Origin of the sequence: Bacillus subtilis subsp. subtilis str. 168, assembly GCF_000009045.1 — a bacterium.
In the GTDB taxonomy this organism is placed as follows: domain Bacteria; phylum Bacillota; class Bacilli; order Bacillales; family Bacillaceae; genus Bacillus; species Bacillus subtilis.
This window is the reverse complement of the sequence record NC_000964.3, coordinates 3,201,830-3,228,402: the sequence shown is the minus strand read 5'-3', so window position 1 is coordinate 3,228,402 and position 26,573 is coordinate 3,201,830. Positions and strand designations below refer to the sequence as shown.

Below are 26,573 nucleotides of genomic sequence, written 5' to 3'. Positions count from 1 at the left end.
TTATTTGATAAAATCAGCAATGTGTTCAGAAATAAGTTCAGGCCGTTCTTCAGGCACCAGATGTCCGGTCTGGCCAAGTGAGTACAGCACGGAATTAGGCAAATCTGCGTGCAGCCGTTTACCGATCTCCATTGGGACAATTCGATCCTCCTCGCCCCAAATCAATAGAGCAGGCTTGTTCATTTTCTTCAATTGCTCGGGTTCTAAATCTCCTTCTCTGTGGCGGATAAACCTTGTCATGGCTTTGAAAATCTGCTCGTCCTGAAACGGTCTGCCATAGCCGTCAATCATCTCCTCATCAATCAGCGATTTGTCATGCACCACATTTAATAAATTTTTCATCACGCCTTCTTTCGAGAGCCAGCGTTTGATGTAAAGATGAAAATACGGGATATGGGTCCCGAAAATAATCGTCGGGTGTGAACGTTTTAAATACCCTGAACTGCAAAGCAGCACAACCTTTGAAAAAAGCTCAGGTTTTTGGAGAGCAGCAGACAGCGATATCTGCCCGCCCATAGAATGCCCGACAAGCACAGCCTGTTTCACTTGCAAGTGCTCCAAAATCCCAATGACAAGCTTAGCAAGGTTTTGATAGGTATAGATAAACGTTCTTGATTTTTCAGATTGGCCGAAAGGAGGCAAATCAAGCGCGATGATGTCGTACTTGTCCCGAAGGAGAGGAATTACTTTTCTGAAGCTGAATGCAGATGATAAAAAACCGTGTACGCAGACCAGCGTTTGCCTGCCGGGATTTTGATAATGTTCGTAGTATACATTGACTCCATCGACCGTAAACCGCCTTATTGGTGAAACCGCCTCCATTCTGTGTCACTCCCTTTTTTTGATGGTTGTATTATGCCCTGAAATTGTCAATTCTAGCGGAAGTTTCTCCTCGTTTTTTCTTAGCATTCGTCAAAAAACGTGATATAATGTCATGAGATTTCTTGACATTGCAAAGGTGTGAATCAAATGAAATTGACAGAAAAAGAAACAGAAATATTAGAAATTTTAGACGAAAACAGCCGCGCCGATTTAGAAACAATCGCAAAGATGGCGGGCATCCCTGTAAATGAAGTGAAAACAATTATTGACAAACTGGAGAAAGAAAAGGTTATTATCGATTATTCCGCTATGATTGACTGGCGAAAAGTCGACGGACATGAGGGCGTTACGGCCATGATTGACGTCAAAGTAACGCCGAAGCGGGGCGTCGGTTTTGATGAAGTGGCGGAACGGATTTACCGATTCCAAGAGGTTGAATCAGTTTACCTGATGTCAGGCGTATACGATTTGTCTGTCGTGATTCGCGGCAATTCGATGTCTGACGTAGCGCGTTTTGTTTCGGATAAACTCTCAACGCTTGATTCAGTTGTATCTACGACAACCCATTTTATCCTGAAAAAATACAAGCATGACGGCAAAGTGTTTGAAACAGGAGACGACGACAAAAGAATCGTGGTGTCACCGTAAATGACTTCGTATTTATCAGACTATGTACAACAAATAAAACCATCCGGCATCCGCAAATTCTTTGATTTGGCGGCAACGATGGAAGGCGTCATTTCTTTAGGCGTCGGCGAGCCTGATTTTGTTACCGCATGGAATGTCCGCGAAGCAAGCATTCTCTCTCTTGAACAAGGATATACGTCATACACGGCCAATGCGGGTTTATACTCATTGCGGGAGGAAATCAGCCGTTATTTGAGCAACAGGTTTGACCTTAGCTACTCGCCAGATAATGAGCTGATTGTGACAGTGGGGGCAAGTCAGGCTTTGGATATTGCGATCCGCGCCATTGTGAATCCAGGTGAGGAAGTCATCATTCCTGAGCCGTGTTTTGTTGCGTACGATGCGCTTGTTTCTTTGGCAGGCGGTATCCCGGTTCACGTTCATACAACGGCAGACAAAGGATTTAAAGCAACGGCTGCTGATTTTGAAGCGGCAGTCACTGAAAAAACAAAGGCCATTCTCATCTGCTCACCATCGAATCCGACAGGTTCGGTTTATTCGAAGGAAGAGCTGAATGAGATTGCTGAGTTTGCCAAAAAACATGATGTCATCGTCTTAGCCGACGAGATCTACGCGGAGCTGACATATGATGAGGAATTTACAAGTATAGCGGCATTACCGGGAATGAAGGAACGGACGGTAGTCATCTCAGGCTTTTCAAAAGCATTTGCAATGACGGGCTGGAGGCTCGGTTTTGCCGCGGCACCATCCTTGCTTCGGGATGCCATGCTTAAAATTCATCAGTATGCGATGATGTGCGCGCCCGCAATGGCGCAGTTTGCCGCCCTTGAAGGCCTGAAGAACGGCATGGAAGACGTAGAAAAAATGAAAAAAAGCTATCGAAGAAGACGGAATCTGTTTGTAGAATCGCTCAATGAAATCGGTCTCAGCTGTCATCATCCGGGCGGCGCTTTCTATGCTTTTCCATCTATCAAAAGCATGGGAATGAGTTCAGAACAGTTTGCCGAGGAGCTACTGACGCAGGAAAAAGTGGCAGTTGTTCCTGGAAGTGTGTTTGGTCCGAGCGGTGAGGGATATATCCGTTGTTCATACGCAACCTCGATTGAACAGCTTCAAGAAGCGTTAGTCAGAATGAAACGCTTCCTGCACAAAACAACATAAAAAAAGATACGAACCTTTTGTTCGCATCCAATAAAAGGGGGGAATACTAGAAAGCCTTTGGTATTTTCAGTTTACCCCCTTTTTGCTGTGCATAAACCTGATTTTTTATAAAAAAGTTTTCTTTGCGGAAATAAGACATGTGTGATATAATTTTAAATTGCGTATAAACAGATATTTAATTTAACTTAGGAGTTGTTATGAATGGCAGCAAAATTTGAAGTGGGCAGTGTTTACACTGGTAAAGTTACAGGATTACAAGCGTATGGTGCGTTTGTTGCATTAGATGAAGAAACTCAAGGTTTAGTACACATTTCTGAAGTGACTCACGGTTTCGTAAAAGATATCAACGAGCACCTTTCAGTTGGCGACGAAGTACAAGTAAAAGTACTTGCTGTTGATGAAGAAAAAGGCAAAATCAGCCTTTCAATTCGTGCGACACAAGCTGCGCCTGAGAAAAAAGAAAGCAAACCAAGAAAACCTAAAGCTGCTCAAGTAAGCGAAGAAGCTTCTACACCACAAGGTTTCAACACATTAAAAGATAAGCTTGAAGAGTGGATCGAAATGTCCAACCGCAAAGACCTTATCAAAAAATAAGCATGAAAAAAGCACCGGACAGGAATGTTCGGTGCTTTTGATTTCATGCAAAATCCTATTTCAGCGTGATTGATATCCTATCGCATTTCAGGATTTGCTGCTTCTTCACGTGATCTTTCCTCGTTTGGCTTAAATAGCAGACCGAGGTTGATTAAGCCGGCGATTCCGACAAGTCCGTAAATGATTCGGGAAAGAGCTGACCCTTGGCCGCCGAAGATAGCCGCTACTAAGTCAAATTGGAAAAATCCGATCAGTCCCCAGTTAATGGCGCCAATGATGGTTAATACAAGACAAATTCTTTGAATGGTACTCATGTTTTGCAACCTCCTCCATGAATTATTAAAACAGTTATAGATTGTGACATATTGGAGAATCTATACATGCATTCTCCATATGAGGGAAGCTGGCCTGCCCTCGCTTATATCAGCTTCTTTCCCAGCACCTTGCAAAATAAAACCATCTGGTATGCTGATCGGTGAGAGCTGATTGCTTTACATGTGGTGAGGACATTCTGCATAATAAAAAATCTAAGGAGGAGATGTCATGCAAAACTTTACATACTGGAATCCGACCAAATTAATTTTCGGGCGCGGCGAAGTGGAAAGACTTCCGGAGGAACTCAAACCTTACGGAAAAAACGTATTGCTTGTGTACGGAGGCGGCAGCATTAAACGCAGCGGCCTGTATGATCAAGTGATTGAACAGCTGAATAAAGCCGGAGCGACCGTGCATGAATTAGCAGGTGTGGAACCGAATCCTCGTGTGTCGACTGTTAATAAAGGTGTTGCCATCTGTAAAGAACAAAACATTGATTTCTTGCTGGCTGTCGGAGGCGGAAGCGTAATCGACTGTACAAAAGCGATTGCCGCAGGAGCGAAGTATGATGGTGATGCGTGGGATATCGTTACGAAAAAGCATCAGCCAAAAGATGCTTTGCCATTCGGAACGGTATTGACTCTCGCTGCAACTGGTTCAGAAATGAACTCAGGATCTGTTATTACAAACTGGGAAACAAAAGAAAAATACGGCTGGGGCAGCCCGCTCGTATTCCCTAAATTCTCGATTCTTGATCCGGTGAATACATTCACCGTACCTAAAAACCACACGATCTACGGGATGGTTGACATGATGAGCCACGTATTCGAACAATACTTCCATCATGTATCAAACACGCCGTATCAGGACCGCATGTGTGAATCACTTTTGCGTACAGTCATTGAAACAGCGCCTAAGCTGATCAATGATCTCGAAAATTACGAATTGCGTGAGACGATCCTGTACACAGGAACAATCGCATTAAACGGCATGCTTTCTATGGGGGCAAGAGGGGATTGGGCTACTCATAATATTGAACATGCAGTATCAGCCGTTTATGATATTCCGCATGCCGGCGGACTGGCGATTCTGTTCCCGAATTGGATGAGACACACATTGTCTGAAAACCCTGCCCGCATGAAACAGCTTGCAGTTCGCGTGTTTGATGTTGAAGAAGCAGGTAAAACGGATGAAGAAATTGCCCTTGAAGGTATCGATAAGCTGTCCGCATTCTGGACAAGTCTTGGCGCTCCGAACCGTCTTGCTGATTATGATATTAATGATGAGCAGCTTGACACAATCGCTGACAAGGCAATGGCTAACGGTACATTCGGCCAATTTAAATCACTCAACAAAGAAGATGTGCTGTCAATTTTGAAAGCATCACTATAAAAAAAGGGGAAATAGCCGTTTGGCTGCTTCCCTTTTTCTTTTTTGTCAACTTATGTTACAATGGAAAATCTGTTTTTTACCAGCATCATTTGGAGGTTTTACTATGGAAAATTTCACTTATTATAATCCGACAAAGCTGATTTTTGGAAAAGGTCAGCTTGAACAATTAAGAAAAGAATTCAAACGATACGGCAAGAATGTACTGCTTGTTTACGGGGGCGGCAGCATTAAACGCAACGGCCTTTATGATCAAGTCACAGGCATTTTAAAAGAAGAGGGCGCTGTTGTTCATGAGCTGTCAGGTGTAGAGCCAAACCCGCGTCTTGCGACAGTGGAAAAAGGCATAGGACTTTGCAGAGAGCATGACATTGATTTTCTGCTTGCTGTCGGCGGAGGCAGTGTGATTGACTGTACAAAGGCAATCGCAGCTGGCGTCAAATATGACGGTGACGCTTGGGATATTTTCAGCAAAAAAGTAACAGCGGAGGATGCGCTGCCGTTTGGCACTGTTTTAACTCTTGCTGCAACAGGGTCTGAAATGAACCCTGATTCCGTGATTACAAACTGGGAAACAAACGAGAAATTTGTATGGGGCAGCAATGTCACTCATCCGCGTTTCTCTATTTTAGACCCTGAAAATACGTTCACCGTTCCAGAAAATCAAACAGTATACGGCATGGTTGACATGATGAGCCACGTATTCGAACAATACTTCCATAATGTTGAAAACACGCCGCTTCAGGATAGAATGTGCTTTGCTGTTTTGCAGACGGTCATCGAAACAGCTCCTAAGCTTCTTGAAGATCTGGAAAACTACGAACTTCGTGAAACGATTTTGTATGCTGGTACTATTGCTTTAAACGGCACGCTCCAAATGGGATACTTCGGTGACTGGGCTTCTCATACAATGGAACACGCTGTTTCAGCTGTATATGATATTCCGCACGCGGGCGGTTTGGCAATACTGTTCCCAAATTGGATGAGATACACGCTTGATACAAATGTAGGCCGTTTTAAAAACCTTATGCTCAACATGTTTGACATTGATACTGAAGGCAAAACAGATAAAGAAATTGCGCTTGAAGGAATCGATAAACTGTCTGCGTTCTGGACAAGCCTCGGTGCACCTTCTCGTCTTGCTGATTACAATATTGGAGAAGAAAAGCTTGAGCTGATTGCTGATATCGCAGCCAAGGAAATGGAACACGGCGGCTTCGGCAACTTCCAAAAACTGAACAAAGATGACGTGCTTGCCATCCTTCGCGCGTCTCTATAAACCCAAAGGGCGGAATCCAGTCATTCCGCCCTTTCTTCTTGACTTGATTTCACAGATAAGTTCATATAAAGTGAAAGATGAAAACATTATACCGTTATGGAGGGACAAGCAATGACGCATGTACGCTTTGACTACTCAAAAGCGTTGACTTTCTTCAACGAACATGAACTTACATACCTGCGGGACTTTGTAAAAACAGCACACCATAATATCCATGAGAAAACAGGCGCGGGCAGCGATTTTCTAGGCTGGGTGGACCTCCCTGAACATTATGATAAAGAAGAATTCGCGCGCATCAAAAAAAGCGCGGAAAAAATCAAATCTGACTCTGATGTCTTGCTTGTTGTCGGCATCGGCGGTTCTTATCTTGGAGCGCGGGCAGCGATTGAAGCGCTGAATCACGCGTTTTATAACACTTTGCCAAAAGCAAAACGCGGCAATCCGCAAGTCATTTTTATCGGGAACAACATCAGTTCATCTTATATGAGAGACGTCATGGATCTTCTTGAAGATGTTGACTTCTCTATTAATGTGATTTCTAAATCAGGTACGACAACTGAACCTGCAATCGCTTTCCGTATTTTCCGCAAGCTTCTTGAAGAGAAATACGGTAAAGAAGAAGCGAAAGCGCGGATTTATGCAACAACTGATAAAGAGCGCGGCGCATTAAAAACGCTTTCTAACGAAGAAGGCTTTGAATCATTCGTAATTCCTGACGATGTCGGCGGCCGTTATTCAGTTTTAACAGCTGTAGGTCTCTTGCCGATTGCTGTCAGCGGCGTCAACATTGACGACATGATGAAAGGCGCCCTGGATGCGAGCAAAGATTTTGCAACATCTGAACTGGAAGATAACCCAGCATACCAATATGCGGTTGTTCGCAATGTCCTTTATAATAAGGGCAAAACAATTGAAATGCTCATCAACTACGAACCGGCGCTTCAATACTTTGCGGAATGGTGGAAGCAGCTGTTCGGAGAAAGCGAAGGGAAAGATGAGAAGGGCATTTATCCTTCTTCAGCGAACTATTCAACAGACCTTCATTCTTTAGGCCAGTATGTACAAGAAGGCCGCAGAGATTTATTCGAAACGGTCCTGAACGTAGAGAAGCCTAAACATGAACTGACAATTGAGGAAGCGGATAACGATCTTGACGGCTTGAACTATTTAGCCGGTAAAACTGTTGATTTCGTTAACAAAAAAGCATTCCAAGGTACAATGCTTGCCCATACAGACGGAAATGTTCCGAACTTAATCGTTAACATTCCTGAGCTGAATGCATATACTTTTGGATACCTTGTATATTTCTTCGAAAAAGCCTGCGCGATGAGCGGTTACCTCCTTGGCGTCAATCCGTTTGACCAGCCTGGTGTAGAAGCGTATAAAGTCAATATGTTTGCGTTACTCGGCAAACCTGGCTTTGAAGAGAAAAAAGCAGAGCTTGAAAAACGTCTGGAAGATTAATGTGAGAAAGCTGACTGGCATTTGCCGGTCGGCTTTTTATAAAATCAGAAAGGTGCTGATGTTCATGAAACAATTGGTTAAACATCTCATCATTGCCGGTTTTTCTGCAGCTATTTTAAGTTTCCTTATCTCCTTTGATGCCGTGTATACAGGGTTTTCTTCAAGCTTTGGCGGCACGCTGTCACATTTTTTCATCCACTCCTTTCTTCTCATTGGTTTGCCGCTTGCCCTTTTTACCGATGCGGTACATCGGATTTTGCATTTAAAACGAACCCATACTCTTTTCACTAAATTAGGACTCTATGCAACGGTTGTTTATGTGTCTTGGGATTCAGCTGTATGGCTTGCAGCGGCAATGGCTGTTTACTTCTTAATTGAATGCGCTTTCTTTCCTGTTGGCCGCGCGAAAGAAACAACGATTTCCATGTAGGCGCCTCTGAATGAAGTCTTGTTCGGCGGGACAGGATAAGTGAAAAAAGGGGCATTCTGATGATACCAATACCTTCCGCGATAGATGGGCAGTCTTTTCTGCTTCAAGAACTGGAACAAGTGATGAAGCCGCTCGGTTATGTGATAAACGGCGGCTGGGAATACGATCATGGCTACTTTGATTATAAAATTGATGATAGAGACGGCTATTTATTTTTAAGAATTCCCGTCAATGCGGTACAGGGCAGTCTCGATGAACGAGGGGCGGCCGTCCGGATCGGAACGCCATTTATGCTGAGACAGGTGTTTCAGGCGGATGTTGACGATCACGCCGAGGGAGGGCCTTTCCAATCACTGTTTAATCAATTTTCCGAACCGGAAAGGCGGGACGCGGAAATTGATCCGGCATTTTTGGATATCGGCGCCTCTCTCGTGAAAGAATTGGAGGATGTTCTGTTACACTAGATGGCAAGGAATTGATCTGTTTCGAGCACCTTGTATGTAAGAGGAGGGGAAAGCATCGGCCCCTCCTTTTTTTGTATGCCTATAATTGTTGTGTTGTGATCAAGGAAATAGAGAACACAGGTTTTGTAAGCCGCTCCCTTTAGTTCGTCAGGAACAGCAAGAAGCTCCACATGCTGATCAAGTGTCAGCTTGATTCCGTTCTGCTGTTTAGACGGCCGTAACTTGACTTGGTAATGCTGCAGCATCGCCCGGCTGATAAATTCTGAAGTTCCGATGATTTGGTTTGCGCCTGCCCGTTCCGCATTGGTGACAAAACGGTCAGTTAAAATCTCGACGATGCAGTAAGCAAGGGGATTAAGACCTTTAACAGATAAAAGAGTCAGCACTGACAGCATATCAGCATCAGTTTCACTTTTATACTGATCGGCAGTAATCATCACTGATTCCGCTTCAGTAATATTGGCCCGTTTCAGTGTCCCATCATCGGCAGCGTGCCCGCGTATGAAATGAACGTTTTCAATAAGCGGGCCTTCTGTTAAGGATTCATCGATTAGTACGACTGTTTTGGAAGGGGCGGCAAGCTGAAGGTCCTTCAAAAGCCGGTTTGTTTTTTCATTCCACCCGATCAGAATGATGTGGTCCCGGCCTTTGTAAGCAACTTTTCCTTCAATGTAGCGATGCTGTCTGCTGAATGCGGCCGCTGATAACGTAGCGAAATACGCTGTGACAAAGCTTGCTCCGCTCAAAATCAGCAGTATTCCGGCTGCCTGTCCCAGCGGAGTGTGCGGCACATAGTCTCCATAACCGACTGTAGAAACCGTAACGACAGCCCACCAAATACCTTCGAATACCGAAGTGAACTGCTTAGGCTCAAGTATATAAATGATTTGGCCGAACAAAAGAATCAGACATAAAATAATAACCCCGATTCGGATAAATAACGGCCACCTGAGCCATGAAATAAATATCCGATTTGATTTCATTCTTTTTCTCCTTCTTCAGATACTGAGATGGATAAAATCTGTTTAATAATTGTATTTAATTTCTCATTTAGCTTTTCCTGGCCGTACATATCTCGGGCCTGCTTCATTAACTCGGCTGTATCATCATCAAGCTGAATAAGCGGTTCATCAATTTCCGATTCATTATACAGCTGGATAAACGCGTCCAGTCCTTCATTCATTCGGTCGATTGCTGTGCTCAGCTGTTCCTTTTCCTCACTCGTCACTTTCATAGCTTCCATCACACCCGTGCTTTTTTCTAACAGTATGTCCCACTTCCGGTGATGTTTTTCAAAAAATGTACAAAACATATAAAACCGGATTTCTCCATAAACTAAAACAAAAAGGATGAAAAAGATGACGATCTTTCAAAGAACGATCGTGGTTTTAATCGGTACGCAGCTGGCGGCATCCGCGGTGATTTTGTTTATTTTCGATTTGAATTCATATAATCACTTTTCCGGAAGCTTCTCCTGGCTTCATTTTCTGAAAGAACTGGCCGGCAGTTTCGCCTTTTATTTGTTTTCAGCAGGCCTGTTCTTTTTGCTGATTGGATTGTGTGCTCCAAGCCGGAAGAAAAAGCGCATTTCTGTACACGAGAAAGAAAACTCATTAAAATAATCGTAATAGAGAAATGATCATGAACAAAGGATGATGAAAAAATGCTGTTTATATTTTTAACAATAGCCGCATTGGGATTGTCGTTTTGGGCACAATTTAAAGTAAAGAGCAACTTTGAAAAATATTCAAAAGTGGAAGCCTCAAGCGGACGTACAGGGGCAGAAACGGCAAGACGGATTTTAGATATAAACGGTCTTTACGACGTGCCGGTCGAACCGGTAAGAGGCACTTTAACAGACCATTACGACCCGACAAGACGGGTGGTGCGTTTATCTGAGCCGGTCTATTACGGCCGCTCAATTTCCGCCATATCCGTAGCTTCCCATGAAGTCGGACATGCCTTGCAGCATCAGGAGTCATATGGTGCGCTTGTGCTGAGACATAAAATCTTCCCAGTCGTGAATTTTGCATCCGGTGTAGCTCCTTTGCTTTTCTTAGGAGGCATGCTTCTCGGCAGCCTGAATTTGATCGGGCTTGGCATCATACTGTTTTCAGCGGCTGTCTTTTTCCAGCTGATTACATTGCCTGTCGAATTCAATGCAAGTTCACGTGCGAAGCAGATTATTGTGTCAGAAGGATTCATCCGAAACAATGAAGAAAATGGGGTAAATAAAGTGCTGAGTGCTGCTGCCTTAACGTATGTGGCCGCCGCCCTGGTTTCCCTGTTTGAACTACTTCGTTTTGTGATGATTTTCTTAAACGGTCGTGATGAGAATTAACGTTAAGGAGGTGGCCCCTTACCATTTATGGTAAGGGCTTTTTTTGCTTATTTTACAATTGATCGCCATTTTTGTTTTGATTGGCATTACGGCTGTTTTCGTTGCAGCGGAATTTGCGATCGTCAAAATCAGAGGTTCAAAAATCAATCAGCTCATCGAAAGCGGTGACAGCCGAGCACTAGCCGCACATAAAATCATCTCCAATCTTGACGAGTATTTATCAGCCTGCCAGCTCGGGATTACGATTACAGCCCTCGGCCTTGGGTGGCTTGGTGAACCTACATTTGAACGTTTTCTTCATCCCTTATTTACAATGACAGGCATACCGGAACCGTTTAACCACATTGTCACATTTGTAGTTGCATTTATCATCGTCACTTTTTTGCATGTGGTGATGGGGGAGCTTGCCCCGAAAACGGTTTCTATTCAAAAAGCTGAAGCTGTAAGCTTATGGATTGCAAAGCCGCTGATCTGGTTTTATAAAATCACGTACCCGTTTATTAAAGCATTAAACGGCTCTGCAAGTTTTCTTGTGAAATTGTTTGGCTTTCATTCGGTAAAGGAGCATCAGGTTGTCATCAGCGAAGAGGAACTAAGGCTGATCCTTTCTGAAAGCTATGAAAAGGGAGAAATCAATCAGTCTGAATTCCGCTATGTAAATAAGATTTTTGAATTTGACAACCGGGTAGCGAGAGAGATTATGATTCCGCGGACAGAAATTGCGGTTATCTCTCTGGAGCAGTCGCTTGAAGAGGCAATTCATCACATCATTAATGAACGGTATACACGCTACCCTGTCATCAAAGATGACAAGGATCATATTTTAGGGATCATCAACAGCAAAGATATGTTTAAAGCTTATTTTCTCGGCCAGCCGATAAAGCTGAATCAAATCATGAGGCCCGTTATCAGAGTCATTGAAAGCATTCCTGTTCAGCAGCTTTTAATCCGCATGCAGAAGGAGCGGATTCACATGGCGATTCTTGTCGATGAATACGGGGGAACGGCGGGGCTTGTCACTGTAGAGGATATTATCGAGGAAATCGTCGGGGAAATCCGCGATGAGTATGATCAGGATGAAACACCGCACATCCTGAAAAAGGGCGAGCACCATTATGTGATGGATGGAAAAGCGCTAATAGACGAAGTGAATGACCTTCTCGACATTGCGATTGAAAATGAAGAAATTGATACGATTGCAGGCTGGCTTCTAACGCAAAAAATGGAGCTGAAAGCAGGGGATGTGATACACGCGGAGGGCTGTGAATTTAAAATCCTCGACGCCGAAGATCACCACATCCGTTTTGTAGAAATAAAAAAAACTGATTTTTGATAAAAAACAGCCGGGGAACAAACGGCTGTTTTTTGTGTCATCAAGTCATTTCTTAAAAAGCAATGCTGTAAAGACCTTTTTCTACATAGGATATATAAGAACGGTACACTGGGAAGGAGTGGCTGTATGAAAAAGGCTTGGTGGAAGGAAGCCGTAGTTTACCAAATTTACCCCCGCAGTTTTAAAGATTCAAATGGCGACGGAATCGGGGATATTCAAGGAATCAGAACCAAGCTTTCTTACATAAAAGAGCTGGGCGCTGACGTCATATGGATTTGCCCGCTGTATGATTCACCGAATGCCGATAATGGCTATGATATCAGGGATTATCAAAACATATTAAGCGAGTTTGGCACGATGGAAGATTTTGATGAGCTGCTTGGTGACATTCATGATCTGGATATGAAGCTGATTATGGATCTCGTTGTGAACCACACAAGCGACGAACATCCATGGTTCATAGAATCCCGTTCATCCATACACTCGGAAAAGCGCGACTGGTATATTTGGAAAGACGGCAAAAACGGAAAAACGCCCAACAATTGGGAAAGCATTTTCGGCGGGCCGGCTTGGGAGTATGATCAAAAGACAAGCCAGTATTATCTGCACCTTTTTGATAAAAAACAGCCTGATTTGAATTGGGAAAATGAAAAGGTGAGGAATGCCGTTTATGACATGATCAATTGGTGGCTTGATAAAGGAATTGACGGATTTCGGGTGGATGCCATTACGCATATTAAGAAAAAAGAAGGGTTTCCTGACATGCCGAATCCAAAGGGACTGGACTATGTCCCTTCCTTTCCTTATCATATGAATGCTGACGGCATTATGGATTTGTTAACAGAGCTGAAGGAAAACACATTTTCCCGCTATCCGATTATGACAGTTGGTGAAGCAAACGGCGTCGCTGCAAAAGAAGCAGCTGATTGGGCTGGAGAAAAAAACGGCATATTCAGCATGATTTTTCAATTTGAGCATCTCGGCCTGTGGGATGTAGAGATCAATGAAAGTATTGATATCGTTGCATTTAAACGAATTTTAACTGACTGGCAGGACAGTCTGGAAGGGATCGGCTGGAATGCTTTGTTTATGGAGAATCACGACCAGCCCCGTTCAGTTTCTGTGTGGGGAGACGACGGAGTGTACCTGAAAGAAAGTGCAAAAGCGCTTTCCGCTGTTTATTTTCTCATGAAAGGCACACCGTTTATTTATCAGGGACAGGAACTCGGGATGACGAACGTGGCTTTTCCATCTATTGAGGACTATGATGATGTCGCATTGAAACGCCTGTATGAAACAAAAACAGCGAAAGGCACATCACACGAGGATGTGATGAAGATTGTCTGGAAAAAGGGAAGAGACAATTCGCGAACGCCGATGCAATGGAATGCTGGTCCATACGCCGGATTTTCTGAGGCCAAACCGTGGATCGGAATCAATGAGAATTACAAATGGCTGAATGCCGAGGCGCAAAAAAACGATAAAACATCCGTTTACCATTTTTACAAAAGCTTGATCAAGCTGCGCCAAACATATGATGTTTTTATTAACGGGACATACGAGCTCATTTTACCGGAAGATCAGCAAATCTTTGCATATCTTCGGAAAAACGAGAGCCATACTGCACTGATTGCGGCCAATCTGACAGGAACACCGGCGTTGTTCAGGCACTCTGGATTGCCATTGTCATCAGATGCACTCGTCTTGTCAAATATTGAAACAGAGCCGCACAAGCATATGACATCAGTACTCTTAAAGCCGTATGAAGCAAGAATATATCTATGGTGCTAAACTCCAGCCTTAGACTGGAGTTTTTTTGTTTTATCGGGTTTATGAGAGCGGTTTAACAGGAAAAAAAAGAACACAGAACGAATTAAGCGATGAGAGCGGACAAACGAAAGGAGAAACAAATGCTGAAAACACTGCAAATCAAAACAACCAAACGAGATGAAATGATAGATATCACCCGGGAGGTGGAAGCGTTTCTTCAAGAAACAGGTATAACGAGCGGCGCAGCGCTGATTTACTGTCCGCATACGACTGCGGGCATTACAATTAATGAAAATGCCGATCCGGACGTCAAAAAAGATATGCTCAGAAGGTTTGATGAGGTATATCCGTGGGAACATGAGCTGGACCGCCATATGGAGGGCAATACAGCTGCACACATGAAGTCGAGTACGGTCGGAGCTTCACAGCATGTCATTGTGGAAAACGGCCGGCTTATTCTTGGAACGTGGCAGGGCATTTATTTCTGCGAATTTGACGGGCCTCGCACCCGGACATGCTATATCAAAATGATGGGATAATAGGCTGTTTTTTATGACAAAAGCATGATCGCTGAACAAGCGCCGATAGCCGGAGGGCTTGTCACACCCGCCCACGCTGCGGCTTTATCGAATGAAGGCGTGCTTGGCATTCGTCCATATGCGAAATAAAAAGCGAGGGAAAGAGACACGCGCCTCACCCTTTGTTTTCCGGAAAGCCTGCATGAGGGATAGTTAATCAATGGATGTAAACGTACCGAGCTTTGCCGAACGTAACTTGATAAACTGAGGTGACAGATATGAACATTCTTCAATATTCTTATAAAAAAAGAGGGAAAATTGAGTTTGTATTTGAAGGCTGGCCTCACTCAAAAGTTACAATGGTTCCTATCAAAGGCTACTATTTTGTCCGCTTTATCAAATGGAGCAGCCAGGATCCAATCGTGACAAGAAATGACCTTGAAAAAATGGAGTGGGCTGCGAACCAATATTTTGGCACAGCCCCCTTCTATCGAAAACGAAAGGCATTTGAAACCCCATCGTCCGGAAAATAGGCGATGGGGCTTTTTAGCGGACGATGCGGAAAAGAGACGGAACATCCAGTCTGGTCGCCTGAGACAGAAGGTAGGCTGACTGTAAGGCTCCTTTTTTCCTAAAAGAATTCAGCTTATCAATAATTTGCTTTCCGTTTAAGATTCCAAGACCATGGGCAAAATATTTATCTTCCCCCAGTAGTATCACATTTTCGCCTCTCCATTGCGCCTTTTGCGGATCAAATTCAGGATTCTTAAAATACAAACAATCTCCAAGGAAAAAGTGGTGTCCTGTTTCCGTATATATCGGCAATTTCTCATAATGCCAGTCATATAAAATAATTCTGTCAAAGCTGGCATTGAATTTATCTTCTCCGATTGTATCGATTAAGGCCAAGTAATAAATGATAACGATTGCGGTTGCGCATTCAAACGCATAAAACGGGCCGTTCTCTGCAATGTCCCGAATCGCTTTTGAAGGCGGCATTCTGTATTTCAGCTCCAAGGCGCCCTCCGGTGAAACCCTCCAATACGTTGTATTCCCGTATGTTTTTAAAAAAGTGGCAAACTTCGCCCCGCTTTTGTGCAGCGTCTTTGCCGCTGCTACAATATTCATCCGCAGTTTAAGCTCAAACATCAGTTCAGCAATTGAATGATAATCAAACTGAACAGGCGTCTCAATCATCTCTTTTAAGAGCGGATTCAGATCTTGATCAATCTGCCAATTTTCAATATCCTGGGGACGGAGCAATTGTCCTGATACAATAATCATGTTTAGCCCCCCTTGTTTTTTATAAGATATGCAAAGAGCTTGGGCAATGAAAGTTAAAAAGGCAGAAGACAGCCAAAAAGAACTTCTTCCATTTTTTATTTTAAAACTTTTTTAAGCAGCCGATATATACTGTATCAAACCTGAAGGAGCAAGTGACATGAAGACTTTTATCAATTGGCTGAAGAAACCGTCTATTTCAAAGAAATTAATCGTCTCATTTATTGCGATTCTCATTATCCCTATTCTTATATTAGAATTTAGCTCTTACCGAAGCGCCAGCGGAAAGCTGGATCAGGAAATTATGGGAAATGCGAAAAACAGTGTCGATACATTTAATACAACTGTTACAAATGATCTGGGAGAAAAAGCGAAAGCAGTCACCTTTTTCAGTGAATCTCTTAAAAGATCCGCATTCAAAGGGAAATCAAATCAAGAAGAGATCAAAGCTAAATTTTCACAATATGTATCTATTAATCAAGGAGTAGCCAGAATTTATGGGGGCGCAGATAACGGCACTTATGTACAAGCGCCAAAAGAAAAATTGCCGGAAGGATACGACCCGAGACAACGGCCTTGGTACCAGGATGCGATGAAGGCCGGCGGTGAAATTGTCGTGACAGATCCTTACGTGGCTGCGAGTGACGGAAGCATGGTCATTACCATTGCACAGGAGCTGAAGGACGGATCTGGCGTTGTCGCCATGGATATTACCATTGATAAATTGTTAGAACAAATGAAACAAATCAAGGTCGGAAAAGAAGGTTATGCTTTCATTGCAACAAAAAACAAAACCTATGTCGCCCACAAGAACCATAAGGCTGGAGAAAAGCTTTCAGGCGACTGGGTAGCCAAAATGTATGCGAATGACAGCGGTGAACTCCAGTATACTCTTAATAACGAAGATAAAAAGATGACCTATACTACAAACGAACTGACTGGTTGGAAAATAGCCGGCACAATGTATATGGATGAAATTAAGGATGCCTCAAAGTCTGTGCTGACAACAGGAATGATTGTGCTGATTGCTTCCATTGTGGCAGGCGGAATTTTAATTCTGTTTATCGTTCGTTCGATTACAAAACCGTTAAAACGTCTTGTTCAATCATCGAAAACGATCAGCAGGGGGGATCTGACCGAAACGATCGAAATCCATTCAAAGGATGAGCTTGGAGAGCTTGGGGAAAGCTTCAATGAAATGGGACAATCTCTCCGCTCTCTGATCAGCGCTATTCAGGACTCGGTGAACAATGTGGCCGCATCTTCCGAACAGCTTACCGCATCTGCCGGGCAGACGAGTAAAGCCACCGAGCATATTACGATGGCGATTGAGCAGTTCTCAAACGGAAACGAGGAGCAAAGCGAAAAGGTTGAATCCAGCTCTCATCAGCTGAACTTAATGAATGAAGGACTCCAGCAAGTCTCACAAACATCGTCAGATATTACAAAGGCATCTATCCAATCAACGGAAATCGCCGGAACGGGTGAGAAGTTTGTGCAGCAGACAGTCGGACAAATGAACTCGATTAATCAATCTGTTCAGCAGGCTGAAGCTGTTGTCAAAGGCTTAGAAGGAAAATCAAAAGACATCACAAGCATTTTGAGAGTCATCAACGGAATCGCTGACCAAACAAATCTGCTTGCACTAAATGCAGCCATTGAAGCGGCGCGTGCCGGAGAGTCAGGACGCGGCTTCTCTGTCGTAGCGGAGGAGGTGCGCAAGCTGGCTGTCCAATCAGCCGATTCAGCGAAAGAAATCGAAAAGCTGATCCAAGAAATCGTCGCAGAAATCGACACCTCTCTTCACATGTTTAAAGAGGTCAATCAGGAAGTACAGTCCGGACTTGTTGTCACAGACAATACAAAAGAAAGCTTCCAGAGCATTTTCAGCATGACAAACGAAATCGCGGGCAAGCTGCAGACGATGAATTCCACCGTCGAGCAGCTGTCAGACCGTTCACAGCATGTTTCAGCAGCAGTCAGCGGCATTGCAGACGTGTCGAAAGAAAGCTCGGCAAGCATCCAGGACATTGCCGCATCAGCTGAAGAACAGCTTGCTTCCATGGAAGAAATCAGTTCCTCAGCGACGACTCTTGCGCAGATGGCAGAAGAGCTTCGCGATCTGACGAAACAATTTAAAATCGAGTAAAAACCGAAAAACAGCGCTATCAAAGCGCTGTTTTTTTATATGGTAAACAATAATAAAGTCCTAGTTTAACAGGTGAATTTAGAACTATTTTTCATTTTTTCCTCCATTTTCAATGTAATTTAAAGGAAGATCCGCCGATATAATTTGTAAATTATTGAAAGAAGGTTCAAAAGGAAATGAAAAAAACACTCACCACTATTCGCAGATCATCAATTGCAAGGAGACTTATTATTTCTTTCCTGCTGATCTTAATTGTTCCGATAACCGCCCTTTCGGTTAGCGCTTATCAATCAGCAGTTGCCTCACTTGATGTACAGATGACGCAAAGCGCAAAGGAAAATGTTCAGATATTAGATCACATCATTGATGATAAAATCAGCACTACTGAAAAAAGCCTCGCATATTTCAGCGATTGGGCTACAGCAGAAAAATTTCAGGATAAAAAGAAAACAGAGCTGAAACAGGAATTTAAACAATTTATCCAAATGAATGATAATGTCGCTGCGGTATTTTCAAGCGGCAAAGACGGGGACTTCACACGTTATCCGTACGCTGACATGCCAAGCGACTTTAATGCTTTGGAACGAGATTGGTACAAAGAAGCAATGGCCAATAAAGGCAAAACAATTGTCACTGAGCCTTATGAATCGATTTCATCAGGAAAAATGGTCGTCACCATCGCCCGTCAAACGGTGGATGGGTCAGGCGTTGTCGCCATTGATATGAAAATTGATGACTTAGTCACTACCGCGAAAGGAATCAATATCGGAAAAGAAGGCTATGCTTTTATTTTGAGCCAAAACAAGAAAGTCATCGCCTACTCCGGAGAAAAAGCGGGAACAGAGCTAAAAGGGGACTGGGTTGATAAGCTCTACAAGGATAAAAGCGGGGACTTTGAATATACGTACAAAGGCAAAAAGAAAAAAATGGCATTTGCAACAAGCCAAACAACAGGCTGGAAAATCAGCGGCACGATGTATGCAAACGAGATTCACGATGCTGCAAGCAGGGTTCTGATCATGGCTTCAATCGTTCTGGCGATTGCCATCGGAGCTGGAATGACGGCGATTTATTTTGTGATTCGATCCATCACAAAGCCATTGAGACGCATTGTCGCATCCGCTGAAAAAATTAGTGAAGGCGATCTAACCGAAACGATTGAAATCAATTCAAAAGATGAACTCGGCGTTCTGAGTGAGAGCTTCAATCATATGGCACACTCGCTTCGCTCGCTCATTCACGGGATCAAAGACTCAGTAGAACACGTTGCCTCCTCGTCTGAAGAGCTGACTGCATCGGCAGACCAGACAAGCAGAGCCACTGAGCACATTACGATGGCTATCGAGCAATTTTCAAACGGCAGTGAAAGCCAAAGCGAGAAAATAGAAACGACAACCGAACAAATTAATGAAATGAATGACGGATTGGCAGAGCTGGCGCGGGCTGCAGCAGTGATTACAGAAACATCCGCAGATTCAACCGAAGTGTCAAGCAAAGGGGAGACACTCGTCCAGAAAACAGCCGGCCAAATGAACACAATTGACCATTCCGTAAAAGCAGCGGAACAAGTGGTGAAAGGGCTGGAGATCAAATCAAAGGATATCACGAATATTTTGCGTGTCATCAACGGCATTGCGGATCAAACCAATCTTTTGGCTTTAAATGCCGCCATTGAAGCTGCCAGAGCGGGTGAATACGGCCGGGGCTTCTCAGTCGTCGCTGAGGAAGTGAGAAAGCTCGCGGTACAGTCGGCTGACTCAGCAAAAGAAATTGAATCGCTGATCAGTGAAATAGTAAAAGAAATTCACACATCACTGAACGTGCTTCAGTCCGTAAACAAAGAAGTTGAAACAGGGCTTGTCATGACGGATGAAACTAAACAGAGCTTCAAACATATATCGCAAATGACCAATCAAATTGCTTCCGAGCTGCAAAACATGAATGCGACGGTTGAGGAGCTGTCAGCGGGAGCTCAAGAAATTTCCGCAGCTTCAAATGATATCACTGCCATTTCTAAGGAAAGCTCGGATGGCATCCAAGATATCGCCGCTTCAGCTGAGGAACAGCTGGCATCCATGGAGGAGATTAGTTCATCTGCACTGACGCTTGAAAGAATGTCTGAAGAACTCCGTGATCTGACAAAACAATTTAAAGTAGACAAATAATAGGTCTAAAATACTATTTATTTATGGGAAATTAGTTACTTTTGTTAAATTTCTTCTTTTTTGCTGTATATATTTACCCATTTCCAGCCGATATGAAGGGTAGCATAAAAAAGGAGAAATGAATGATGAAAAAAATACTCCAACTCATAAAACAAAGATCAATTACACGGAAGCTTCTCGTTTCCTTTCTGTCGATCCTCATCATACCGGTTGTCATATTGGCGATCTTTGCGTATCAATCGGCTAGCAGCTCACTCGACAGACAGATGATGGGGAGCGCATTGGAAAATGTACAGCAATTAAACGAAATCATTAACACCAGCATCGGCGAAAAAGAAAACAGTGCTGATTATTTCAGCGAATGGCTGACAAAAGAGAAATACAATGCAAAAAGCAATGCAAGCATTGCAGAGAAATTCTCACAATATATCAGCATTAACAAGGATGTAGAATCCATTTATACAAGTGACACAAAAGGGCACTTTACCCGCTATCCGGATCTTCCGATGCCAAGCGGCTATAATCCGGTTGAACGCGACTGGTACAAAAAAGCGGTTGCAAATAAAGGGAAAGTCGTGATCACAGACCCTTATAAAACCGCGTCGACAAATACGATGGTTGTGACAATCGCCCAGCAGACAAAAGATGGTTCAGGCGTTATCGCAATCAACATGACGATTGAAAATCTGCTGAAAACAACCAAAAAAGTCAACATCGGCACACAAGGCTACGCATTTATCATGACGAAGGACAAAAAAGTTGTCGCACACCCTAATGAACAATCAGGAACTGAATTAAAAGGCGACTGGCTCGATAAGATGTTGAGTGCTGATAAAGGCGATTTTCAATACACCATGGATGGCGATAAGAAAAAAATGGCCTTTGACACAAACAAGTTGACGGGATGGAAGATCGGCGGCACCATGTATTTGGATGAAATCCATGAGGCAGCCCAGCCTGTCCTTCACCTTGCTTTAATTGTCTTGGCCGCAGCTATTATCATAGGGATTATCGTCATGACATTGATCATTCGGTCGATTACAACACCGCTGAAACAGCTTGTCGGTTCCTCTAAGCGGATCAGCGAGGGAGATTTGACGGAAACCATTGATATCCGTTCAAAAGATGAATTGGGCGAGCTCGGCAAAAGCTTTAACAATATGGCGTCGTCACTTCGTTCTCTCATACACGCCATCCAGGATTCGGTAGACAATGTTGCCGCTTCCTCTGAGGAGCTGACTGCATCAGCTGCGCAAACGAGCAAGGCAACAGAGCACATTACATTGGCGATTGAACAATTTTCTAACGGCAATGAAAAACAAAACGAAAACATTGAAACGGCAGCAGAGCACATTTATCAAATGAATGACGGGTTGACGAATATGGCTCAAGCTTCTGAAGTGATCACTGATTCATCTGTTCAATCGACAGAAATTGCAAGTGAAGGCGGCAAGCTTGTTCATCAAACCGTCGGCCAAATGAATGTCATTGACAAGTCCGTTAAAGAAGCGGAGCAAGTCGTACGCGGATTGGAAACGAAATCGAAAGATATTACAAACATTTTGCGTGTGATCAACGGCATCGCAGACCAGACGAACCTGCTTGCCTTAAACGCAGCAATTGAAGCAGCGCGCGCAGGCGAGTACGGCCGCGGCTTCTCCGTTGTAGCGGAAGAAGTAAGAAAACTGGCAGTACAGTCAGCAGATTCAGCAAAAGAGATTGAAGGATTAATCATCGAAATTGTGAAGGAAATCAATACATCACTCGGCATGTTCCAATCTGTCAATCAAGAGGTGCAGACAGGACTTGACATCACAGATAAAACAGAAATGAGCTTCAAACGCATTTCTGAAATGACGAACCAAATCGCCGGCGAACTGCAAAATATGAGTGCGACGGTTCAGCAGCTTTCTGCCAGCTCCGAAGAAGTTTCGGGAGCGTCTGAGCACATTGCATCGATTTCAAAAGAAAGCTCAGCGCATATACAAGATATCGCGGCGTCAGCTGAAGAGCAGCTAGCTTCCATGGAAGAAATCAGCTCGTCTGCAGAGACCCTTTCCTCTATGGCGGAAGAGCTTCGGGATATGACCAAACGATTTAAAATTGAATAATAAGCCTTAACACCCAAGCTTGTTGCGCTTGGGTGTTTTTTTTAGTTTTTTTATTAAACCTTTTATCCTAGTTTGACGATATTAGATTTATCTTAAAGGAGGAGTCAACGAGAATGGGAAAATTCATACAATGGATCAAACAGCCATCGATCAGCAAACCGCTAATCGCTGCGTTTCTGGCAGTGCTTATTTTGCCGGTTGGGGTTTTAGCATATTTCAGTTATCAATCAGCTTGGAACGCGTTAGACAGAGAGCTCATAAGCAGTGCGAAGGGAAATGTTGAAGAACTAAACAGTACGCTGCAAAATAAATTAGAAGATAAAGTAAAAGCAATAGATTATTATAGTGAGACAGTCGATAAAGACATATTGTTAGGCAAAAACAAAACATTACTGAAAGAGAAATTTAAGCAGTACACGACACTTAACGACGATGTAGGCGCAATCTATGCTGCCTCAGAAGATAAGAAGCTTTATAAATATCCGGATAGCGGTGTTCCGAAAGGTTTCGATCCGACAGGACGTGACTGGTACAAACAGGCGGTTGCGGAAAAAGGACAAGCTGTTTTCTCAGAACCGTATACCGATGAAGCGACAGGAGATATCGTTGTCACAATTTCAAAACAATTAAAAGACGGTTCAGGGGTTATAGCGCTAGATTTAAACCTGGATGAAGTGCTTACTGCATCAAAAAGAATCAAAATCGGAAAAGAAGGCTTTGCATTTATTACGACAGGCAACAAAAAATATATCGCCCATCCGACCATTAAGCCGGGGACAACCGGTTCCGGCGATTGGACAAACCAAGTATATTCCAAAAAAGAAGGCTCATTTGAATATACATTCGAAGGCAAAGAAAAGAAAATGGCCTTTACGACAAATAAACTGACTGGCTGGAAAATCGCGGGCACATATTTTGTCAGTGAATTGCAAGATGCTTCAAGCCCGGTGCTGAACACTGCGGTTATCATTCTATGCGTGTCAATAGTAATCGGCGGCATACTCATACTCTATATTATCCGTGCCATCACCAAGCCGTTAAGAAAACTTGTCTCAACGTCTGCAAAAATCAGCAGCGGAGATCTCACAGAAGTCATTGACATTCACTCGAAAAACGAGTTTGGCCAGCTTGGCGAAAGCTTTAATGAAATGTCTGCATCATTGCGTTCTGTAATAGGCGTTATTCAAACGTCTGTAGAAAACGTCGCTTCATCTTCTGAGGAGCTGACAGCAAGCGCAGCCCAAACAAGCAAGGCAACTGAACATATTACACTTGCCATCGAACAGTTCTCAGATGGCAACGAGGCACAAAGCGAGAAACTGGAAACAAGCTCAAATCATCTTTCTCAAATGAACGAGGGGATTTCAAAAGTGGCTCAAGCCTCTTCAACCATTACGAAATCATCGATTCAGTCCTCTGAGGCAGCGGGCAGCGGAGAAAAGCTGGTGGAGCATACAGTCGGCCAGATGAAAACAATTGACCAATCCGTTCAAAAAGCGGAAGCGGTTGTGAAGGGCCTTGAAACAAAATCGCAAGACATCACAAGCATCTTGAATGTGATTAACGGCATTGCTGATCAAACCAACCTGCTTGCATTAAATGCTGCGATTGAGGCGGCAAGAGCGGGAGAATACGGAAGAGGTTTCTCAGTAGTTGCGGAAGAGGTTAGAAAACTTGCTGTACAATCAGCAGACTCCGCCAAGGAAATTGAAGGATTAATTCAAGAGATTGTCAGGGAAATCAGCACCTCACTTTCAATGTTCCAATCCGTGAATCATGAAGTGAAAGAAGGCTTGCAGATTACGGATCAAACAGCGGAAAGCTTTAAACAAATCTATGAGATGACAACCCAAATTTCCGGCGAATTGCAAAACTTGAACGCGACGGTTGAACAACTGTCAGCCGGATCACAGGAAGTGTCAAGTGCTGTTGAAGATATTTCTGCAGTGGCGAAAGAAAGCTCAGCAGGCATTCAGGATATCGCAGCTTCGGCGGAAGAACAGCTTGCGTCCATGGAAGAAATCAGCTCTTCAGCGGAAACGTTGGCAAACATGGCGGAAGAACTTCAGGACATTACGAAGAAATTTAAAATAGAATCATAATGAAACGAGAAAGCGGCATATCTGCTGCTTTCTTTTTTTGTTAAAAAGCAAAAATAAACAAAAACGATTCAAAAACAAACAGAAATCATATATAATGAAAACGGATACAAATAAAAGGGTATGGAGGAATATCAAATATGGTGAAACATATATGGGATTCAGAGCGAGCTGCACAGCTACCTAAAGGTGTAGAGGAATTGGTGTACAGGTCCAATCTGATCGGGTCAGACCGCACTGTCTGCAACTGGGGCGGGGGGAATACATCTATGAAAACAACGGAAAAGGATTTTAGAGGCCGTGAAATAGAAGTCATGTGGGTAAAAGGAAGCGGATCGGATTTGGCAACAATGAAAGCGCATAACTTTTCCGGTTTGAAATTAGATGATATCCGCCCGCTGATTAAAAGGGACCAAATGCCCGATGAAGAAATGGTAGACTACCTGTCTCATTGTATGATAGACAGCAAACATCCCCGCCCTTCAATTGAAACGCTATTACACGCTTTTCTGCCATACAAACATGTTGACCATACCCATCCAGATGCGATTATCAGCATATGCTGTGCGGATAATGGAAAACAAATCGCTGAAGACATTTACGGAAATCGGTTTGTATGGGTGCCATACGTCCGTCCTGGATTTACTTTGTCTAAAATGATCGCTGAAGGCGTAGCAAACAACCCCCACGCCGAGCTTGTATTAATGGAGAAACACGGCTTAGTCACTTGGGGAGAGACGTCTGAAACATGTTATCAAAAAACGATATCCATCATTCAAGAAGCCGAGCAGTATATTAACGATCGTATCAATCAGCATGAGGTATTCGGAGGCAAAAGGTATCAGCCGCTGCCGGAGGATAAAAGAAAACAAATCTTGGCAGGCATCATGCCTGTGATCAGAGGAGCAGTAAGTGAAGAAAAGAAAATGATCCTTTCCTATGATGATCATGACGATGTCTTGGAATTTGTAAACAGTGTCCAAGCGCCAGCACTTTCGCAAATCGGTGCGGCATGCCCGGATCACCTTGTTCACACAAAACGGGTTCCGCTGTACATTGATTGGAATCCGGAAACTCAAGATGTGCACAAGCTTGCAGATCTGATCAAGTCAGGAGTCGAGACCTTTACATCAGAGTATCAGGCTTACTTTACACGCAATCAGCAGGATGGGGATCAAATCTTTGAATCCGCCCCGCGGGTGATATTGATTCCTGGAATCGGAATGGTGAATACAGGAAAAAGTTATGCGATGTCTAAAGTAAGCGGGGCTTTATATCGGAGGGCCATCGCCGTAATGAAAGGAGCAACCGCTCTGGGGCAATTTGTTTCTTTACATGAAAATGAGTCCTACCATGTCGAATATTGGCCGCTCGAACTATATAAACTCACGCTGGCCCCGCCGGAAGCAGAATTTTCCCGAAAAGTAGCGCTGATAACTGGAGGAGCCGGCGGAATCGGCAGTGCGGCATGCCGCCGATTTGCAGCTGAGGGAGGGCACGTGATCGTAGCTGATCTGAATATAGAAGGCGCACAGAAAATTGCCGGGGAAATAAACGATGCATACGGAAAAGGACGGGCAATGGCTGTCAAAATGGATGTGACAAAGGAGGAAGACGTACAGTCAGCTTTTGAACGAGCGGCGCTTGCTTACGGCGGCATTGATATCGTCGTCAATAATGCCGGGCTGGCCACATCAAGCCCATTTGACGAAACAAGTCTAAAAGAATGGAATCTTAATATGAATGTTTTAGGAACAGGCTATTTCCTTGTAGCCCGTGAAGCGTTTAAACAGATGAAACATCAAAATAGAGGCGGAAGCATGGTATTTGTCGGATCGAAAAATTCAGTTTATGCGGGAAAAAACGCCTCTGCCTACAGCTCTGTTAAGGCGCTTGAAACCCATTTAGCAAGATGCATCGCAGCAGAAGGCGGAGAATTCGGCATTAGGGTCAACTCCGTTTTGCCTGATGCAGTTCTTCAAGGATCGGCAATCTGGGGTTCAAGCTGGCGTGAGGAACGAGCCGCGGCGTACGGGATTGAACCGGATCAGCTGGAGGAACATTACCGGAAACGGACAGCATTGCTCGTCAATATTTACCCGGAGGATATTGCCGAAGCCATTGCATTCTTCGCTTCTTCCAAAGCCGAAAAAACAACGGGCTGCATGATCACGGTAGACGGCGGCGTCCCTGCTGCTTTTACGCGTTAGATATATGCTATGATAAAAATATAAGACGGA

Annotated in this window: 25 protein-coding genes; 20 read left to right on the top strand and 5 right to left on the bottom strand. The window is 43.8% G+C overall.

The genetic code is table 11. From position 1 onward, the window contains the following. Window positions 1–822, bottom strand: coding sequence for a putative hydrolase (gene yugF / locus BSU_31420; RefSeq protein ID NP_391020.1), 822 nt, complete (start codon window positions 820–822; stop codon window positions 1–3). A 147-nt stretch (window positions 823–969) separates the two neighbouring features. On the opposite strand from yugF, the gene yugG reads away from it, so the two are divergent. The 3 genes from yugG to yugI all read left to right on the top strand — a co-directional run bounded on the left by yugG (window position 970) and on the right by yugI (window position 3,225). Continuing rightward, window positions 970–1,470, top strand: coding sequence for a putative transcriptional regulator (Lrp/AsnC family) (gene yugG / locus BSU_31410; protein NP_391019.1), 501 nt, complete (start codon window positions 970–972; stop codon window positions 1,468–1,470). Then, window positions 1,471–2,631 (top strand): putative aspartate aminotransferase, encoded by a 1,161-nt coding sequence (gene yugH / locus BSU_31400; RefSeq protein ID NP_391018.2) that lies wholly within the window; start codon window positions 1,471–1,473, stop codon window positions 2,629–2,631. It abuts the gene before it with no gap. A 201-nt stretch (window positions 2,632–2,832) separates the two neighbouring features. Further along, on the top strand, window positions 2,833–3,225 hold the full coding sequence (gene yugI / locus BSU_31390) for a putative RNA degradation protein; putative phosphorylase or nucleotidyl transferase; general stress protein (protein NP_391017.1): 393 nt from the start codon (window positions 2,833–2,835) through the stop codon (window positions 3,223–3,225). A gap of 77 nt (window positions 3,226–3,302) precedes the next feature. Here the strand turns inward: yugI and yuzA are convergent, their stop codons facing one another. Then, complete coding sequence (gene yuzA / locus BSU_31380) at window positions 3,303–3,539, bottom strand: hypothetical protein (RefSeq protein ID NP_391016.1); 237 nt, start codon at window positions 3,537–3,539, stop codon at window positions 3,303–3,305. A gap of 229 nt (window positions 3,540–3,768) precedes the next feature. Between yuzA and bdhJ the strand changes: the two genes are divergently transcribed. The 5 genes from bdhJ to yugN all read left to right on the top strand — a co-directional run bounded on the left by bdhJ (window position 3,769) and on the right by yugN (window position 8,566). Continuing rightward, window positions 3,769–4,932 carry an NADH-dependent butanol dehydrogenase gene (gene bdhJ, locus BSU_31370; RefSeq protein NP_391015.1) on the top strand — a complete coding sequence of 388 codons (1,164 nt, stop codon included), beginning with the start codon at window positions 3,769–3,771 and terminating at the stop codon, window positions 4,930–4,932. A gap of 103 nt (window positions 4,933–5,035) precedes the next feature. Then, window positions 5,036–6,208 (top strand): NADH-dependent butanol dehydrogenase subunit, encoded by a 1,173-nt coding sequence (gene bdhK / locus BSU_31360; RefSeq protein NP_391014.1) that lies wholly within the window; start codon window positions 5,036–5,038, stop codon window positions 6,206–6,208. Window positions 6,209–6,319: 111 nt separating this feature from the next. Beyond that, entirely contained in the window at window positions 6,320–7,672 is a 1,353-nt protein-coding gene (gene pgi, locus BSU_31350) for a glucose-6-phosphate isomerase (protein ID NP_391013.2), read from the top strand. Window positions 7,673–7,730: 58 nt separating this feature from the next. Beyond that, complete coding sequence (gene yugM / locus BSU_31340; RefSeq protein ID NP_391012.1) at window positions 7,731–8,102, top strand: putative transporter; 372 nt, start codon at window positions 7,731–7,733, stop codon at window positions 8,100–8,102. 59 nt (window positions 8,103–8,161) lie between these two features. Beyond that, window positions 8,162–8,566: a hypothetical protein gene (gene yugN, locus BSU_31330; RefSeq protein NP_391011.1), complete on the top strand. Its 405-nt coding sequence runs from the start codon at window positions 8,162–8,164 to the stop codon at window positions 8,564–8,566. On the opposite strand, the gene kbfO is transcribed toward yugN, so the two are convergent. Together kbfO and mstX are read right to left on the bottom strand one after the other, a co-directional pair. Continuing rightward, window positions 8,563–9,549, bottom strand: coding sequence for a potassium channel protein involved in biofilm formation (gene kbfO, locus BSU_31322; protein ID NP_391010.3), 987 nt, complete (start codon window positions 9,547–9,549; stop codon window positions 8,563–8,565). The two genes, yugN and kbfO, sit on opposite strands and share 4 nt — an antisense overlap. Next, a complete protein-coding gene (gene mstX / locus BSU_31321; RefSeq protein YP_003097778.1) occupies window positions 9,546–9,878 on the bottom strand; it encodes an atypical membrane-integrating regulator of biofilm formation (Mistic protein) in 333 nt (110 codons plus the stop codon). The genes kbfO and mstX overlap by 4 nt, the downstream gene beginning before the upstream one ends. 46 nt (window positions 9,879–9,924) lie before the next feature. On the opposite strand from mstX, the gene yuzI reads away from it, so the two are divergent. From yuzI to yuzH, 7 genes are all read left to right on the top strand, one after another. After that, window positions 9,925–10,188: a hypothetical protein gene (gene yuzI, locus BSU_31319; protein YP_003097777.1), complete on the top strand. Its 264-nt coding sequence runs from the start codon at window positions 9,925–9,927 to the stop codon at window positions 10,186–10,188. Between the two features lie 41 nt (window positions 10,189–10,229). Next, on the top strand, window positions 10,230–10,907 hold the full coding sequence (yugP, locus tag BSU_31310; protein ID NP_391009.1) for a putative metal-dependent protease/peptidase: 678 nt from the start codon (window positions 10,230–10,232) through the stop codon (window positions 10,905–10,907). A 43-nt stretch (window positions 10,908–10,950) separates the two neighbouring features. Beyond that, window positions 10,951–12,240 (top strand): hypothetical protein, encoded by a 1,290-nt coding sequence (gene yugS, locus BSU_31300; protein NP_391008.2) that lies wholly within the window; start codon window positions 10,951–10,953, stop codon window positions 12,238–12,240. 126 nt (window positions 12,241–12,366) lie between these two features. Continuing rightward, window positions 12,367–14,031: a putative oligo-1,6-glucosidase gene (yugT, locus tag BSU_31290; protein NP_391007.2), complete on the top strand. Its 1,665-nt coding sequence runs from the start codon at window positions 12,367–12,369 to the stop codon at window positions 14,029–14,031. Between the two features lie 25 nt (window positions 14,032–14,056). Next, window positions 14,057–14,191 carry a hypothetical protein gene (locus BSU_31289; protein ID YP_009514000.1) on the top strand — a complete coding sequence of 45 codons (135 nt, stop codon included), beginning with the start codon at window positions 14,057–14,059 and terminating at the stop codon, window positions 14,189–14,191. Beyond that, window positions 14,151–14,549 carry a hypothetical protein gene (yugU, locus tag BSU_31280; RefSeq protein NP_391006.2) on the top strand — a complete coding sequence of 133 codons (399 nt, stop codon included), beginning with the start codon at window positions 14,151–14,153 and terminating at the stop codon, window positions 14,547–14,549. Before BSU_31289 ends, yugU begins: the two co-directional genes overlap by 41 nt. A 257-nt stretch (window positions 14,550–14,806) precedes the next feature. Beyond that, entirely contained in the window at window positions 14,807–15,061 is a 255-nt protein-coding gene (yuzH, locus tag BSU_31279; RefSeq protein YP_003097776.1) for a hypothetical protein, read from the top strand. Window positions 15,062–15,074: 13 nt separating this feature from the next. Here yuzH and tgl read toward each other — a convergent pair whose 3' ends face one another. Further along, window positions 15,075–15,812, bottom strand: a complete 738-nt coding sequence (tgl, locus tag BSU_31270) for a protein-glutamine gamma-glutamyltransferase (transglutaminase) (protein ID NP_391005.1) — start codon at window positions 15,810–15,812, stop codon at window positions 15,075–15,077. Window positions 15,813–15,969: 157 nt separating this feature from the next. Here tgl and mcpB point away from each other — a divergent pair, with 157 nt between their 5' ends. The 5 genes from mcpB (at window position 15,970) to rhaE (ending at window position 26,543) form a co-directional block, all read left to right on the top strand. Continuing rightward, a complete protein-coding gene (gene mcpB, locus BSU_31260) occupies window positions 15,970–17,958 on the top strand; it encodes a methyl-accepting chemotaxis protein (RefSeq protein NP_391004.2) in 1,989 nt (662 codons plus the stop codon). Window positions 17,959–18,134: 176 nt separating this feature from the next. Further along, window positions 18,135–20,123 carry a methyl-accepting chemotaxis protein (membrane curvature dependent localisation) gene (gene tlpA / locus BSU_31250; RefSeq protein ID NP_391003.1) on the top strand — a complete coding sequence of 663 codons (1,989 nt, stop codon included), beginning with the start codon at window positions 18,135–18,137 and terminating at the stop codon, window positions 20,121–20,123. A 125-nt stretch (window positions 20,124–20,248) separates the two neighbouring features. Next, the gene (gene mcpA, locus BSU_31240; protein NP_391002.2) at window positions 20,249–22,234 is read left to right on the top strand and encodes a methyl-accepting chemotaxis protein; all 1,986 of its coding nucleotides are present in this window, start codon (window positions 20,249–20,251) and stop codon (window positions 22,232–22,234) included. 113 nt (window positions 22,235–22,347) lie between these two features. Next, window positions 22,348–24,336: a methyl-accepting chemotaxis protein gene (tlpB, locus tag BSU_31230; protein ID NP_391001.1), complete on the top strand. Its 1,989-nt coding sequence runs from the start codon at window positions 22,348–22,350 to the stop codon at window positions 24,334–24,336. A 137-nt stretch (window positions 24,337–24,473) separates the two neighbouring features. Continuing rightward, window positions 24,474–26,543, top strand: a complete 2,070-nt coding sequence (rhaE, locus tag BSU_31220; protein ID NP_391000.1) for a bifunctional rhamnulose-1-phosphate aldolase/alcohol dehydrogenase — start codon at window positions 24,474–24,476, stop codon at window positions 26,541–26,543. Window positions 26,544–26,573 lie beyond the last annotated feature (30 nt).

Bases quoted from the DNA above. Each gene is read 5' to 3' on its own strand.
- yugF (NP_391020.1), bottom strand. From the start codon at position 822: ATGGAGGCGGTTTCACCAATAAGGCGGTTTACGGTCGATGGAGTCAAT.
- yugG (NP_391019.1), top strand. From the start codon at position 970: ATGAAATTGACAGAAAAAGAAACAGAAATATTAGAAATTTTAGACGAA.
- yugH (NP_391018.2), top strand. From the start codon at position 1,471: ATGACTTCGTATTTATCAGACTATGTACAACAAATAAAACCATCCGGC.
- yugI (NP_391017.1), top strand. From the start codon at position 2,833: ATGGCAGCAAAATTTGAAGTGGGCAGTGTTTACACTGGTAAAGTTACA.
- yuzA (NP_391016.1), bottom strand. From the start codon at position 3,539: ATGAGTACCATTCAAAGAATTTGTCTTGTATTAACCATCATTGGCGCC.
- bdhJ (NP_391015.1), top strand. From the start codon at position 3,769: ATGCAAAACTTTACATACTGGAATCCGACCAAATTAATTTTCGGGCGC.
- bdhK (NP_391014.1), top strand. From the start codon at position 5,036: ATGGAAAATTTCACTTATTATAATCCGACAAAGCTGATTTTTGGAAAA.
- pgi (NP_391013.2), top strand. From the start codon at position 6,320: ATGACGCATGTACGCTTTGACTACTCAAAAGCGTTGACTTTCTTCAAC.
- yugM (NP_391012.1), top strand. From the start codon at position 7,731: ATGTTCATGAAACAATTGGTTAAACATCTCATCATTGCCGGTTTTTCT.
- yugN (NP_391011.1), top strand. From the start codon at position 8,162: ATGATACCAATACCTTCCGCGATAGATGGGCAGTCTTTTCTGCTTCAA.
- kbfO (NP_391010.3), bottom strand. From the start codon at position 9,549: ATGAAATCAAATCGGATATTTATTTCATGGCTCAGGTGGCCGTTATTT.
- mstX (YP_003097778.1), bottom strand. From the start codon at position 9,878: ATGTTTTGTACATTTTTTGAAAAACATCACCGGAAGTGGGACATACTG.
- yuzI (YP_003097777.1), top strand. From the start codon at position 9,925: ATGACGATCTTTCAAAGAACGATCGTGGTTTTAATCGGTACGCAGCTG.
- yugP (NP_391009.1), top strand. From the start codon at position 10,230: ATGCTGTTTATATTTTTAACAATAGCCGCATTGGGATTGTCGTTTTGG.
- yugT (NP_391007.2), top strand. From the start codon at position 12,367: ATGAAAAAGGCTTGGTGGAAGGAAGCCGTAGTTTACCAAATTTACCCC.
- yugU (NP_391006.2), top strand. From the start codon at position 14,151: ATGCTGAAAACACTGCAAATCAAAACAACCAAACGAGATGAAATGATA.
- yuzH (YP_003097776.1), top strand. From the start codon at position 14,807: ATGAACATTCTTCAATATTCTTATAAAAAAAGAGGGAAAATTGAGTTT.
- tgl (NP_391005.1), bottom strand. From the start codon at position 15,812: ATGATTATTGTATCAGGACAATTGCTCCGTCCCCAGGATATTGAAAAT.
- mcpB (NP_391004.2), top strand. From the start codon at position 15,970: ATGAAGACTTTTATCAATTGGCTGAAGAAACCGTCTATTTCAAAGAAA.
- tlpA (NP_391003.1), top strand. From the start codon at position 18,135: ATGAAAAAAACACTCACCACTATTCGCAGATCATCAATTGCAAGGAGA.
- mcpA (NP_391002.2), top strand. From the start codon at position 20,249: ATGAAAAAAATACTCCAACTCATAAAACAAAGATCAATTACACGGAAG.
- tlpB (NP_391001.1), top strand. From the start codon at position 22,348: ATGGGAAAATTCATACAATGGATCAAACAGCCATCGATCAGCAAACCG.
- rhaE (NP_391000.1), top strand. From the start codon at position 24,474: ATGGTGAAACATATATGGGATTCAGAGCGAGCTGCACAGCTACCTAAA.